At 37.1% G+C, this 14,382-nt stretch carries 9 protein-coding genes and 1 pseudogene; 2 read left to right on the forward strand and 8 right to left on the reverse strand.

Going from position 1 to position 14,382, the window contains the following annotated elements; translation table 11 throughout:
- Positions 1 to 38: 38 nt before the first annotated feature.
- The gene (locus tag HRU23_02145; protein NRA52923.1) at positions 39 to 554 is read left to right on the forward strand and encodes a sigma-70 family RNA polymerase sigma factor; all 516 of its coding nucleotides are present in this window, start codon (positions 39 to 41) and stop codon (positions 552 to 554) included.
- A gap of 233 nt (positions 555 to 787) precedes the next feature.
- On the opposite strand, the gene HRU23_02150 is transcribed toward HRU23_02145, so the two are convergent.
- The 7 genes from HRU23_02150 to HRU23_02180 all read right to left on the reverse strand — a co-directional run bounded on the left by HRU23_02150 (position 788) and on the right by HRU23_02180 (position 10,667).
- A complete protein-coding gene (locus tag HRU23_02150) occupies positions 788 to 1,645 on the reverse strand; it encodes a N(5)-hydroxyornithine transformylase PvdF (protein ID NRA52924.1) in 858 nt (285 codons plus the stop codon).
- 264 nt (positions 1,646 to 1,909) lie between these two features.
- On the reverse strand, positions 1,910 to 2,704 hold the full coding sequence (locus tag HRU23_02155) for an outer membrane lipoprotein-sorting protein (protein NRA52925.1): 795 nt from the start codon (positions 2,702 to 2,704) through the stop codon (positions 1,910 to 1,912).
- A gap of 31 nt (positions 2,705 to 2,735) precedes the next feature.
- On the reverse strand, positions 2,736 to 3,362 hold the full coding sequence (locus tag HRU23_02160) for a GNAT family N-acetyltransferase (protein ID NRA52926.1): 627 nt from the start codon (positions 3,360 to 3,362) through the stop codon (positions 2,736 to 2,738).
- 102 nt (positions 3,363 to 3,464) lie between these two features.
- Complete coding sequence (locus tag HRU23_02165; GenBank protein ID NRA52927.1) at positions 3,465 to 5,753, reverse strand: MMPL family transporter; 2,289 nt, start codon at positions 5,751 to 5,753, stop codon at positions 3,465 to 3,467.
- Positions 5,754 to 5,846: 93 nt separating this feature from the next.
- A complete protein-coding gene (locus HRU23_02170) occupies positions 5,847 to 8,546 on the reverse strand; it encodes an aminotransferase class III-fold pyridoxal phosphate-dependent enzyme (protein ID NRA52928.1) in 2,700 nt (899 codons plus the stop codon).
- Between the two features lie 625 nt (positions 8,547 to 9,171).
- On the reverse strand, positions 9,172 to 10,380 hold the full coding sequence (locus HRU23_02175) for a beta-ketoacyl-[acyl-carrier-protein] synthase family protein (GenBank protein ID NRA52929.1): 1,209 nt from the start codon (positions 10,378 to 10,380) through the stop codon (positions 9,172 to 9,174).
- A complete protein-coding gene (locus tag HRU23_02180) occupies positions 10,377 to 10,667 on the reverse strand; it encodes a hypothetical protein (GenBank protein ID NRA52930.1) in 291 nt (96 codons plus the stop codon). The genes HRU23_02175 and HRU23_02180 overlap by 4 nt, the downstream gene beginning before the upstream one ends.
- 766 nt (positions 10,668 to 11,433) lie before the next feature.
- On the opposite strand from HRU23_02180, the gene HRU23_02185 reads away from it, so the two are divergent.
- On the forward strand, positions 11,434 to 13,758 hold the full coding sequence (locus tag HRU23_02185) for a hypothetical protein (GenBank protein ID NRA52931.1): 2,325 nt from the start codon (positions 11,434 to 11,436) through the stop codon (positions 13,756 to 13,758).
- 263 nt (positions 13,759 to 14,021) lie between these two features.
- Here the strand turns inward: HRU23_02185 and HRU23_02190 are convergent.
- A pseudogene (locus tag HRU23_02190) lies at positions 14,022 to 14,321 on the reverse strand (hypothetical protein).
- Positions 14,322 to 14,382 lie beyond the last annotated feature (61 nt).

The following is a 14,382-nucleotide window of genomic DNA, read 5'->3' on the forward strand; positions in this document are numbered from 1 at the left end:
GATTCAAGGCATTCATTATTTGAAAAAGGAAGACGCACATGTTGGAAACGGACACTACTTGCACCTATGAAACCCCTTTATTACAAGTATATGAGAAGAATATTCTTAATCTCACTAGGTTCGCTGTTCGTCTCACCGGGTGTTACTCATACGCCGAAGATATAGTTCAAGAAACATTCTTTAGATTGCCTTCTACGCCAAAAGCGACCTCTTCACCGAAGGCACAACTTAGCTATATTTTCCAAATCGTGCGTAATTTATCGATCGATCATCATCGCAAGCAGACTCTGATCAATAAAACTTTCGTGTTTAAAGAAGCTGATGTCGCAATCGATAAATCATCTCCTGAAGTAATACATAATGACAGCCAAGCGTTGAGTCAACTAGATGTTGCATTGGCACAATTACCCGCAAGAACCCGTTATGTATTTGAACAACATAGAATCTACGGCGTTGCACAAAAAGATATTGCCCTGGAACTTGGCGTTTCCAAGACCTTAGTTAATTTTATGGTGCGTGATGCATTGAGTCATTGTTGTAAATCGATGGGATAACTCCCCATTGGTCTAATTCCCCTTTGCCCTGGTATAACCAATAAAAATAACAGCAAAGGTCAGACTATAAAGCGTATCAGTTAAGAGCTGATGCGCCTTTTTTGGTTGCCGCTAAGTCTTTATTTCAGAATTTAAAACCATTTTATCGATTTGAAAATCGTATTAAATCATCGCTAAAAGGCATAAAAAACCGATGATTGCAATCATCGGTTTTTTATCTCATTTGCTAAAAATTAGGCTATTTCAGTTTCAAGTTGTTTATTTTTCTCTTTGTTAGCAAGAAATAACAAGCCCTGCTCAATAGCAGGAAATAAACTGAGATTAAAATTATTCCATCGTAATTCTAAGATAGTATCTTCTGGTTCAATGTCAGTTTTGAGTACATCAACGATCACTTCGCCTGAATCAATCCCATTATCGACATAATGGAACGACGCTCCGGTTTTTAATAGAGTGTCCACTGGCGTTGTTTCCATGGTATTCCAATTGATAACTTTTTTACCGCGAGCACCATACAACGAGTCTAATGTTCCATAGGCGCCACGACGTTCATAAGGCGACTCTAATCTGGTGATCCCGGGATGAATATTGACAACTTTTCGACAAAATAGGCTGCCAGGGCGGATCAGCTCATCAAGTATAATAAGCAGGCCATCCAACAGCACGACATCGGCCTTTAATTCAATGAGTTTATCTTGCAAACGCATTTCAAAATCACTTTTCCCACTAATACGCTGCGGCGCATCCATCGGAAAACGTCGATACGACGACGGCACTGAGTAGGTTATTTCTGCAAGTAGTTTTCCTTGAACCTTTAAATCGAGAGGATAAAACCAGTTTTTGTCTTGTTGAGGAGAAAATCCATAATCTTGGATCTTTTCACAATCGGTAGCTAAGTTTTCATCGTCGTCAAAAATGATACCTTCTAAAGAATACTCGTCTCCTAACGACGTTTGATTTAGCGATTCCACTAAATACTCAAGTGGCGACTTCATGTACCGTTGCTGTCCCTTGTAATCAATATGCTGCCCTGCTTTGTCTGCAGCAGCATTGCGTAAAGAGCCAATATAAACTAGTTTTCTTTTCGTCATGTCGAATCTACCTATCAATCAATATCGCTGAAATCGTACCCCATTTGACGCCTCGGTCATTTATAGGGCTGTTAAAGAAATAAACGAGTTCAAGCGACAATTATTTAGTCTGTATTATCAATTGATAGTAAAGTACCAGTGAAAGGCTGGCATCAAGTTATCAGTAATCCAACCCTTACCGATGCCTTAATCATATCGACTAAATGTTTAAATTCAGTAGTATGGCTAATGCAGCTAACACGATAGTGTATTTAGCGTTGATCATTAACGTGCTCTTTTTAGTGCGTTACGACTAAAATCGCTGTTTTTCAAACCAGTTTTAAAGGCATAGTTTGTCCATTTCAATTCTGTACTTTTTCCGGTTTGGTGGTTAACCATTACCATGCTATCAGCGCGCCAGAATTTCGATAAATACTGTTTATAACCTACGTAACTTAGGTTTTTTAACAGGCTATTTTTTCGATCGTAAAATTCTATTTTCTGGATGCGATGCGCTTGCTTGTCAATCCAGACGATGCGTTTGGTATAACCCGAATTTTCACCCCGCGGATATTGCTCCACTTTAAATGTCGCCACACTATTAAGCGACTCGTCGCCAACATATTTATAGCTATATTTTTCAACTTCAAAAGAGCTTAGATCTTCAAAGGCAAACTCTGATCCCATAAATGGGCCTGATTTGTTACGCGAAGATATGCGTTTTACGCGTTTTAAAGCGGGTAAGTATAACCATTGATCGTCGTTGGCCTTGGGGTGGGAAAAAGTCAAAAAAGTGGTTCCCTTAACATCTTTTGGTTTGTTGAAAATGATTAGACTTTTATCACCATCGTTAAGCTGTTCTAATGACTTCATCTTAATTTTCCGAATGCTTTTTTGACCTTGATTATTTCGTAAAATCATTAGCATGTCGGCGGTAGAATCAATCCAGCCTAAGTCGTTTAGCTTTACTTGTTGCGATATTTCCAGCCCTTTTTCTTCAGCTGTTTGTGCCGCAACAACCTGACTGACTAAGGTCAGTGCAGCGGTGAGAACTAGGGTCGTTATAGACCTGTTTAACATGTATTTTCTCCATTATTTTGGCTGACCAAATTTATAGGCCACTGCTAACATTCATTATTTTTCGGTTATTTGGTTCTCTAACCATAGCTGTCAATCGTGGGGCATTTCTACCAAGTTTAATCTCATGAATTATCACAAATCCAAAACGTTGATAAAATAATTCGTTATCCGGATTACTATTCTCTAGATATATAGGTAAACCCTGTTGGTCGCATTCTTCAATCATATTAGAAAGCAAGTTACTGCCAACTCCTTTTCCTTGTGCGTTCGGGTTAACACCAATAAATAACAGGTACATATGTGGTCTTGTGATATGTACTTTATTCATTTGATATAACCCGTTAATCACTTTAGGTAATTGCTTTATTCCTGAAACTCTGCAAATAGAGCTAAAAAACCTCAATTGCTTGAAAAGCCCTATGGCCCAGCTTTCTGATGGTACAGGAAGCACTACTCCCTCATATTCAGTTATGTGATGAACTTTTTTGTATGGTAAAGCCATTACTAGTAATGATTTTTCAAAAAACTCCCGAATAGCATCATCCCTATATAAATCTTGTCTAATAAACCAATTTACAACAGGATCATCATTGAATGATTTGCATAGTGTTTTAATGATAAATTCACAATCTGATTGTTTAGAGTTTATAATTTCCATTTATTACCTTAAATTTAATGCATGAGTTGTATTAAAAAAATCAACGTAAGCTGAATAAAAAGTTATCTTATTGAAGATAAATAATAACAAACCAAATATATATTATTTTTCTGTAACAATATTTCTCTTATCAAAGTACAGTAAAAATGCGGGCAGCAATAAGAAGTCAACAACCAGCGCGAAAATTATAATGAGTGCAGTTAACAAGCCCATATCTGAACTTAATCGAAATGACGATGAAAATAGCACCATAAATCCAGAAGATAATACAACAGTAGTAGTCAATAGAGCCTGACCAACTTGTTCGAAGGCAAACTTTATTGATGCTTCCGGCAACAAATTCATTGAGTTACGCGCATAGTTATACTTCAATAAAAAATGTACAGTATCGTCAACAATAATGCCTAGAGTCATTGTGGAAACAACGGATAATGCGAGGTTTATTTCACCTGAATACAGCCCCCATACTCCAAAGCCCATCATGACAGGCAAAAGATTAGGTAATATACTAATACATCCCATCTTCCATGACTTCAATGCAAAAACAAGTAACATAGATATTAATAGTAATGCTAAAGGGGTGTTTTTTAACATACTTTTCATATTTAGCTCGCCAATATGAGCAAACATTAATGCGGGACTGGCGGCAGTCAACCTTAACCCTTTAGTGTGCTTATTTACCCAACTAATTGCCCTTCCTTCAAATTCGGTAAACTCTTTACTACCCAAGTTTTTTAATGTAGCAACAATTTTAACGGTCGAACGATCCATATCTATCTGGTTAGTCAGGCCTAATCCGTAAGGTAATGACATTTCATATAACAACATATATTGAGCAATTAATTCCTTACTGTCAGGCAGTTGATAGTGGTTTATGTCATCTCCATTCATATTCATATTCAGCTTTTTAAGAATATCCGAAATAGTCGAAACACTGTCCACCTCGGGTTGCTCTCTTAACCAAGCACTGAACTTTTCAATTTTACCTAATACTTCAGGATTATTAATACCGTTTGAAATCCCACTATCAAGAGCAAAATCAATTTGTGACATTCCTGAAATATTGTTCTGTATAAAGTCTGTTGCTTCTCTAAATTCATGGCCTTTTGAAAAGTACTTTGTTGTTTGATCGTTTATTTTGTTAAACGACAGTAGGTAGCAAGAAATAACGATGATTACGAGTGTAAGCGGTAATAACTTTCTATGATTTTTAATTACCCAAGTTGCAATTCCATTGAAGGTGTTAGGCTGAGTATTAACGGTCTTAATAGGTAGGATAAATAATAATGTAGGGAGTAATGTTATCGAAAAAATGAAAGCTAACATAACACCTATAGCCGTAATATTCCCTAAATCTTGAAGAACAGGGACCTCAGAAAAGTTTAACGTCAAAAAACCAACTGCCGTTGTCAAACTTGTAATAAGTATTGGTAAAATATTTAACTTTAAAGAATAGGTAATGGCATCTTTTTTATTACTCCCTTTATTTAGTGCAAACATCATTGACGAGATTAAATGAACACAATCAGCGACGACTACAGTCATAATTATTACAGGTGCATTCACTGATGCTGTACTTAAGAAATATCCTAACCAACCCGCTATTCCCATTGTCGAAACTAGCACGGAAGCAACAATACATGAGGTTGAAAATGTGGCGAATACCGACTTTAAAAGTATGATTAAAAACACCACTATGACAAATGACATTATCGGTATTAATGTAAAAGTATCTTTTTTAGTTTCTGTTAGAACATAATAATCCATTGCAACAATACCGGCGTGATAAAATTGGGTATCTGGATATTTCAGTTTTAAATTATCAGTAATAGATCGTACAAAGTTTATCACTTCAAATATTTTATTACTTTTATCTTCATTAGGTATATCAACGGTTATATTGACTAGTGCGACATGTCCTTCTTTAGAAACTAACCGGTTTAACAAAATCGGATCGTTGATAGCTATTGCCTTAACGTCTTTCAAAAATTGAGCATTAATATTTGAAAGAGAATAGACTAAATCACCAACAATCAGATCTTCACCATCAGACTTGGAGTGTTGATAATTAGTGATCGAATCTACTCGATACGAATAAGGTATTTGCCAAGATTCATCTGTTAATTCCTTGATAATACCAAGATTATCTTTAGTGAAAATATTTTTATCTTTGGGGGCAAAAACGATAATGATGTTATCATTTACTCCAAAATCCGTTTGCATTTTTTCATGCTCAATTAGTTTTTGAAAATCATCTTCAAAAAACACTTTATAGTCCCCTCTAAAATACAGATTATTAGCCCCTATTCCTGATATCGCTACAAATAGTATTCCTACGAGCAAAACAGAGAAAGGGCGGGAAAATAGCATGTTAGTCCAGTTAATGTTCAATGTTCTTGTCCTAAAATAAACACATAAAAAGTCGTTGATAAAAACAGCCGTTATTGTCTGATTTTATCAACGATATTTACTCGATAATAATTGTTAATTGCTGTTTATAACATCGTTCGCTAGCACACTGCTGGAACAACAATCAGGTAAATTAAAGCCAAATTCACAAGCTGTTTTGTAGATTTCTCTTGCTTGAATAATGCTAAGTTGCTTTCCTAAACTAAAATCACCTTCAGCTTTACTCATTGCAAGTACAATGGTTTCAGATAAGCAAGCTAAATTTACCGTTGAATCAAACCCTAATATGTTTGGCTTCCCAAATGCTATTGGGTGTGGCAACTTGACCAAACCTCCTTCAAATGAATGAATATCAGGCCTATCAATTGATAATGAACTGGAAAAATCAGGAGGTCTTGCAGCATCGCACACGACTGAGTTAAGCGCGATAAACTCACTTTCAATGAAGTTCTTACCATTAGAAGTCGCTGAAATAATCGTGTCACATTTAGGAAGGTCGTTCTCAAGAGAAACCGATATTGCAATCACGCTTTCAAGTGCCAATGAATGCTTTGATTGAATATAATCAGCTAAGTCGATATAGTTTTTTTCGCAGGCGTGCTGCAAAAATTGTCTAATAGTGGTGTCTAATACCGATCCGATTTCTTCAATTAACCGATCATAAATGGCATTATTAATACCGTTTGCTTTATCATCTAAAGCTCGCCAGAGTATTTCACCTCTAACTTCTTGTAAGCCATCTAATGCAGTAGGATTACTTGGATTCCCAAATAAAATAATACAACCAAAATATCTCGATGCTTCAATAACGGAAACTCGTCCAACAGCGCCAGCAGCACCAACAACAGCTAAGCATTTATCATCACAAGAACCCCAACGGTTAAATGTTGCGGCAATGGCACCTTTAGCACTTACCATACCCGTTAGACTATTCCCGGTTGTAACGGGTGTAGTATGCTCAGGTAATCGTGTTCCGCCATAAGTAATTATTGATGTAAAAGCCCCTAAACCAACTCTATCTACCCCTATTGATTCTGCTATAGCGAAATATTTTCTAATCAATTCTTCTCTGTCTTTTTTTCTAAGACGCATCATTTTTTCTGGTGTTAATGGGCAACTAATTAACCAGCCTTCAACATAGTCTCCTTGAGCATTAATAACCGCTGGAATCTTTAGCACTGGAGCCGGATCGTAATGTTTACTCGTCCATGAGTTCATCCAGCTCTCCCACTTGACTATATGTTCTGGAGAAAGGTTTCGTATTGCTTGAGGCATTATATCAATGCAATCTTCATTGGTGGTGGGGTGAATAAAAAAAGCAAATCGTCCTAAACACTGACCATCTAATGGCTTAGAAGGTAAAATGGGATCTTGCGGTATATTTTTTTCTGCATAACTAACGTCTACATTATTAAGACCAACCATTGATGAACACAATGTCGCGAATTTTTTATTAGTTATAATTTCTCCGACATCTTCTAAAGAAAAAATAAATTTGTCTATCTGCTTCTTAGATACAGTCAAATTCGGCTCAATTCTTAGAACACTTGCATGATTGAAAACTGGTGCTGTAATAATATGGTGTTTGTTCATCAAATAACTACACACAATAGGGACAACTAAGCCATGAAAATTTGTAACACCAAAAAAATAGCTATGTTCTTCAGGCCATGCTTTAAGCTTCAGTCCTAGCATTAAACCTGTTCCATTAACGCATTCAAACACTTCACTATAGTTATAAACGATGCGTTCAAGTTCATTTGATAAATAAGAACTCATGGCGTTAACATTATTGATAATTCTTAGCTCATCAGATAGAAGTTCTGTTAAAACGCTATTTCCGATGGCACAACTAAAATTATTGTTTGCAAAAGTAGAGCTATGGTACATTCCAAAGTCATCAGTCCATACTTCGCTTTTCGATAAAATTGCGCCTAAGGACACAAGTCCTCCTCCCAAAGCTTTAGCTAAACAAATAATGTCTGCGTTTACTTCAGGGTATAAACTTAGTCCGAAAAGGCTGCCTAAACGTCCTATTCCCGTTTGAACTTCGTCAATAATTAATAAAGTACCGAACGTTTTACACAGTAATGAAACATTATTTAGGTAGTTATTACTCAACACTTGCATTCCACCCTCTCCCTGAACTAATTCAAGAATGACGGCTGCCGTTTTTTGTTCGCTTAAAACAGTTCGGATTTGTTCTAGATTATCTATTTCAACATGAGAAAATTCACTTGTATCAATATGAAATGGTTCACTATATTGTTTATTCCCAGTGGCTGAGGATGCCCCTAGAGTTTTACCATGAAAGCCAGTAGTTGTAGCGACGATATGCTTTCTACCAGTAAAAGAACGTGCTAGCTTTATTGCAGCTTCTACGGCTTCAGCACCACTATTACAAAAAGTACAGAAACCATCATCTAGGGGAGATAATTGTATAAGTCGACGGCCCAACTCCTCAGCTTCAGGAGCGATTAATGGTTGTACTAAACTGGGTTCATTTTCACTAAAAAATGTGGAGATTCTTTTTATCAGAAAATTTGGATTATGCCCAAACGGTAATGCGCCGTATTGAGAAATAAAGTCTGTGTATTCAATGCCATTTTCATCAGTCAAAGTAGATCCATTAGCTTGACAAATCAAATGATCGTAACCTAAATGACTTAACATAAATTGACGTGTAGGGTTTATTTTCGAGCTCTGTCTTTGTTTAATATTATTTAGTTGACCTTTGACTGGGGCGAAGTCAATATTACCTGAACGGTTTGCCATTCAATAAATTCCTTTAATGGTAAATTGGGGTTACAAATTCTAATGTAACTAAATTGTGTATTGTCGTTTTCAGTTTTCTTTTCTGTAAAGACTAAACAACCACCGACTCAATGCCGTGGGATATTTGGGGTCTGCCCGCAAGTCCGGTACTTACACATAAATAACCTTCTGCTCAAAAATATTGGCCCTAGTATCTTTTGTTGAAACTCGGGAGCTATTGAAGTAATTTGGTCGTAGTCCTTTGATTCATTTATTATCACTGACACGAATCAATTGGGTGGTACCAAGACCAAAGGTGACCATAATGGTTGCTTACAGCTCTTCGTTAAATTTCAACTTCCAGATACTCAAAAGTTTGCCTGATTAACTTACGTGTTTTCAGTCCAAGATCACCAGTAAGGGCCTAATAACCATACTTAGTTACCCAAACAAAGTGATATTAATTTTGTGTTTTATATGCGATCCATGACGACATTTCATTCAAACACGTAAAAGGCAACGCCAATTTAAGCTCCCCCCTAATGATGGGGCTTTAAACTTAGAGTCAGGAAAATACAATAACCTTTCGATAAGTTAAGTGCTTTATTGATAAGCAGGACCGAATCATTAAGTTTGTTGTCTTTCGTTATGTTGTTTTTCTAAAAATTAAACTGGCATTTAATCCGCCAAATGCGAAAGAATTGCTCATAACATACTCAATAGGCATGCTTCTAGAAACATTGGCAACATAATCGAGATCACACAAAGGATCTCCAGGCACAAAATTAATTGTTGGTGGAGCAACTTGATTCTTAAGTGCTACGATACAAGCCGCTGCCTCAACAGCACTTCCTGCGCCCAAAACATGACCATGCATTGATTTGGTTGAAGATACAGCGAGCTTATTCGCATGATCTCCAAATACACTGCGAATTGCCGCTGTTTCAACAGAATCATTCTGCAATGTGCCTGAGCCATGAGCATTAATGTATTGGATATCTTCAGGTGTGATTTTTGCACTAAGCAATGCACTCGTCATCGCTTTTTCCATACCATTTATACAAGGAGCAACTATATGATAAGCATCAGAACTCATTCCAAACCCAACAAGTTCAGCGTGTATTTTTGCGCCTCGATTAATGGCATGATCAAAGTCTTCTAACACAAGAGCCCCACTTCCTTCCCCTAAAATAACCCCCCCTCTTCCTGCAGAAAAAGGTTGGCATTTCTCTTTAGACAAAACACGTAAAGCTTCCCATACTTTTATGCCTCCTAATGTAAGCGAAGCTTCTGAACCACCACATAAAGCAATTTTCGTTTGCCCTGTTTGCAATAGCATTGCACCAATGATCATGGCATGGCTCGAAGACGCACAAGCACTATTAGTACCAATAGTTGGGCCCTTTATGCCGAGTTCAAGACTAATTTGACTTGCAGCAGCACTGCCCAACCCTTTAGGTAAGGTAAAAGGTGGAAAGCGTGCTTCTTCTTTTTGAAACAAAAATTTATACGATTCCTCCATAGTGGTTAAACCACCAACTCCAGTACCAAAGCAGATGGATGCATCTTTGAGACACGGGTCTCCAGTTAGACCTGCATCTTTAACAGCTTCACGTGCACTAACAACTGAAAATTCCGCAAACCGATCCATATATGGTAATTGTTTTTTTACGTGAAAATGATCTTCTGAATGGTAGTTTTTAACTTCTGCTGCAAATTTTCGGCTGACAGTTTCTGTATCAAAATGGGTAATCGCTGCAATACCATCCACACCTTCGATTAGGTTATTACTAAACTCTTCAAAATTCAGCCCAATAGAAGTAATACAACCTACTCCTGTAATTGCAATTCTCATACTGGGGTACCTATGTTTTCTGTTTGAAGCTCTATTTCTTCTAAAATTCTGGTAGACAAATCACCAATAGTACCCAAATTCATACGCTCATTAAGATCATCTGAATCTTCTAACTTTATATTAAAAAAGTCCTCTATCTCAAAAAGTAAGGTTACTACATCTAATGAGTCAAGCTTAATATCCTTGATTAGCGTTCCTGACTCGATTGAAGATATATCATACCCTCCATCTAATTCTTCTATTATCTCAGATAACTTAACCTCTACATCTGTTTTTTCTAATGCCATCCTTTTTCCCCTTCCCTATAATGTAAATTACCTAAGATAAACTCGAAGGCTCGTTATGCTACTTCAAAAAAAATCTTATTCCCTAACGACGTTTGATTTAGCGACTCTATTAAGTACTCAAGTGGCGACTTCATGTAACGTTGTTACCCCTTGTAATCAATATGCTGCCCTGCGTTGTCTGCAGATGCATAACGTAAAGAACCAAGATAAATTAGTTTTCTTTTCGTCATGTCGAATTGACCTATGAATCAATACCGCTGAAATCGTACCCTATTTGACGCCTAGCTCATTTATAGGGCTGTTGAAAATATAAACGTTTGCAATCGACAATTATTTAGTCTGTATTATCAATTCATAGCTAATGCTTAAGCTAATTTACCGCACGAAACTAGCTTATTAGTGCTCAAATAAAGCCCAGTTAATAAAGCCTTTCCCTGAAAACAACTCTCTGCTGAAACCGTAACTAAGCCAACTGATCGCTAAAAATAAGCCCAGCAGTAAATGAAGGCTTTAGGTTCTGCTGTCTGCTATTGAGGATAAAACCTATTTTTTGATGCTCTCGTTAACCTGAAATATAATCACAATATAATTGCACGGACTTCCCGAGCATTTATTCATCCGATAAGCGATTTTTAATATAATAGGCGAGAATAAATATGAGATGTTGATCTACGTCATCTTAAAATATCATAAGTTGTTGATTTAATTTACAACTGTTACAGTATGTAATGTAAGTTAAATTAATATAATGTAATAAAGGATTATAATGCCAAGACTAAGTTATTTAAGTATGTTGCTCATGGGCACGCTCGTTGGCTGTGGGAGTTCAGATACTGAAGTTGGAAATAACGTTGAAATTACAGCTTTTGATGGGTATTTAAAAAATGCGCTTGTTTTTCATGATGTGAATAAAGATGGTAGTTTTAATGTCAATGACGATACCATTTTCGGCTTAACCAATGAACAAGGTAAGATCTTAATTGGTAAGCCGACAGAAGGCTTTATTTCTGTTGCAACGATTACGCAAAATGGTCCATTAAGTGATGCCCTAACCCTGTATGATTCAACCTTGTATAGCGGTATTTATACGGTGGACCAAGATTTCCCAAACCAGTCTGTTGCTGCTGATGTTGTTTACAGTGCACCTGTTTCATCGTCGGTGATCTCTCCTATTACTGATTTAGTTGTCCTTGAAATGGCTAACGGATCTAAAACTGAAATCGAGGCTATTGCAGCGGTTAAAGTATCACTAAATGATGATTCGTTAGAGTTGTATCGCGATTTCGTTGCTCAATCCCTCACCAATGATTCTGATGCGAGATTGCACAAAACAGCACAAATCCTTGCCGCATCAAAAGCGAAAAATTTAACACAGTATAAAAACAAACCAATGCAGATGGCTAAAGAAGCCGCCGACTTAGTTACCGCTATTGTTAACGATACAGCGCTCGACATTAGGGATAATGATGTCGTGGCTATAGTAGATGGAGATGACACGACAGTAAGCGTCATAAACAATAAGCTAAAAATAGATCCTAGCATTTATGCCATGATCGTCAAAAGTCTACCTCAAAACCTCACATCTGATGCTGCTGGTATGATCGTAATCCCAACAAACCAATTATTTACTGATAAAGATAACGACCAACACAACATAGTAACCCGTTTAACGAGTGAGACATTAAAGCAATTAACTGAGTTTGGGTTTACTGCTGATATATCGGATGCAGAGAGTTTATTCAATAGCAATGAAATCTTAAAATCTGGCGTTCTTACTATTGCAGTCGAGGGCGTAGATGTTGATGCCAATGATAGTGAGGTAGGTCAGGTAGTTGCAACATTTACTCTTGAAATAAACAATGCAGTAATTAATCAAAAACCACTGGTTAATAGCGCTAAACTTGCAGAGATTCAAGCTCAGGCTAATGAATGGAAGATTCAAGCAGGCGTAGATTTTAATTTCACCATTGATCTAAGCGAGTTGTTCACTGATCCCGAAGGCGATAGTCTGAGCGTTACATCGCGAGTGCTTTACTCTGATGGCGTAAAAGTTGTTATTGATGATTACATCGCATATTTTGGTGGCTCTGCCCATAATACTTATAATGATAAAACAGGTCGCTTATACTTCTCTGCCATTGATGATAAACATGGTGACGATAATGATGCTTGGGTTGATGCATGGATAGACTTACCCATCATTGAAGCTGGCGTATCAGTAGAACCATCAACCAATGTTCTTGTTGGTCCAACTCTCTTTATCTCAGATGTTGAGTTCATTGCTAGTTTTTACGGACCAACGGAGGCTCTTGCTCAATGCCATAGCTGGCAGTTTATCGACGGCCAGGCTTTTTATGGTGATTACTCTGACGCTAATACAGCCCGTTGTTACCCTGGCGATGCTGAACGAACGTATTTAGGCACCTACGTAGAAGACGGTGATGATGTCGTTGTGGTTACGCTAGATGACGGTGGTAGTATGACATTTTCTCATCTAAAGACATTATCTGAATCCTTTAGCAATGAAGACAAGTTATTAGTCAAAATAGACAGTTCAAAAGTTAACGATCAAATAAGAACGGTCGAAATGTACACGGCCCATGAAGATATTAAAGGACTAGATCTCTATTCAGATGCTCCGTGTTCAAACGATGTTGAGCAATGTTTTGGCAATATTTCCCAACATGTTACTAGAGTGATTACGGCATCTGGTTCAAATGAACAAGTGAGTGAGCCATTAAATATTAAAGTAGGTTATTCAATTAGCCAATTAACGGCTCAAAGTGGCTATCATGTCGAATTAAATTTATTTGATTATCCTGCAGATTACGCGGTTACTTGTGAGGATATTACAGCAGTTTATGGCGGCCAGAGGTTTGTACGCATTAAGAGTGAATTTAATCAAGGAGCGTTAGCGCCTCCTCACATGTCAAACAATTGTCAAGTTGATAATAATGGTGTTATTTTAGCGTTTGATATTGGTGCCACAGTTATCCTTGACGATGTTGTGGGGATTACGCTAGTGCCAAGCAATCTATACGCTGATAAAATTCCAAAAATTTCATTAAACATGACATATGTTGGTGATTAATAAAGCACAGTAAATCGAATGATGTAATGTAGCCCTATTAATGATCACTTCGCCTTGAAGTGATCATTACTTTTTGAAAATAGAACACTCATAACAATCCACTTGATATTTATACGGATATTAGCGCCCATCTCAAACCGTAACTAAGCCAATTACCCGCTAAAATATAAACCCAGCAGTAAATGCCGGGCTTTAGTTACTGTTGTCAGTTACTAACAACAAGCGTGGGTAAAAATCTAACTAATTCATTAACGCGTTATTTATTACTTAGTCATTTGTTGATGCATTGCTTTAACTAAAGCCACTAGTGCATCTTTTGATAACTTATCAGCTTTTTCAACGGTATCAGCAAGACTCTTTGTGTCAGCAACAATTGGCGTGAAATCAATAGTCGGTTTAAGTACCTTCTTGATTAATTTCTTAGCCGTTTCTGGGTCGTTATTGGCAATAATCTCTAACACTTGTGCTTTCATGGCTGCATTTTTATCGAGCAGTAACTTAGAAATATGCGTAAAACCAACTATTTCACATTGCTCTAATGTGTCAAATTTAGCCAGCATACGCCTGCATATTCCGGCCTAACATGAACACCCAATCCGGCGCATCGTGAACACCCATTCTGGT

Source organism: Gammaproteobacteria bacterium (assembly GCA_013214945.1).
Classification (GTDB): domain Bacteria; phylum Pseudomonadota; class Gammaproteobacteria; order Enterobacterales; family Psychrobiaceae; genus Psychrobium.

Coding starts and splice junctions, on each gene's coding strand:
- HRU23_02145 (NRA52923.1), top strand. CDS start 39: ATGTTGGAAACGGACACTACTTGCACCTATGAAACCCCTTTATTACAA.
- HRU23_02150 (NRA52924.1), bottom strand. CDS start 1,645: ATGACGAAAAGAAAACTAGTTTATATTGGCTCTTTACGCAATGCTGCT.
- HRU23_02155 (NRA52925.1), bottom strand. CDS start 2,704: ATGTTAAACAGGTCTATAACGACCCTAGTTCTCACCGCTGCACTGACC.
- HRU23_02160 (NRA52926.1), bottom strand. CDS start 3,362: ATGGAAATTATAAACTCTAAACAATCAGATTGTGAATTTATCATTAAA.
- HRU23_02170 (NRA52928.1), bottom strand. CDS start 8,546: ATGGCAAACCGTTCAGGTAATATTGACTTCGCCCCAGTCAAAGGTCAA.
- HRU23_02175 (NRA52929.1), bottom strand. CDS start 10,380: ATGAGAATTGCAATTACAGGAGTAGGTTGTATTACTTCTATTGGGCTG.
- HRU23_02180 (NRA52930.1), bottom strand. CDS start 10,667: ATGGCATTAGAAAAAACAGATGTAGAGGTTAAGTTATCTGAGATAATA.
- HRU23_02185 (NRA52931.1), top strand. CDS start 11,434: ATGCCAAGACTAAGTTATTTAAGTATGTTGCTCATGGGCACGCTCGTT.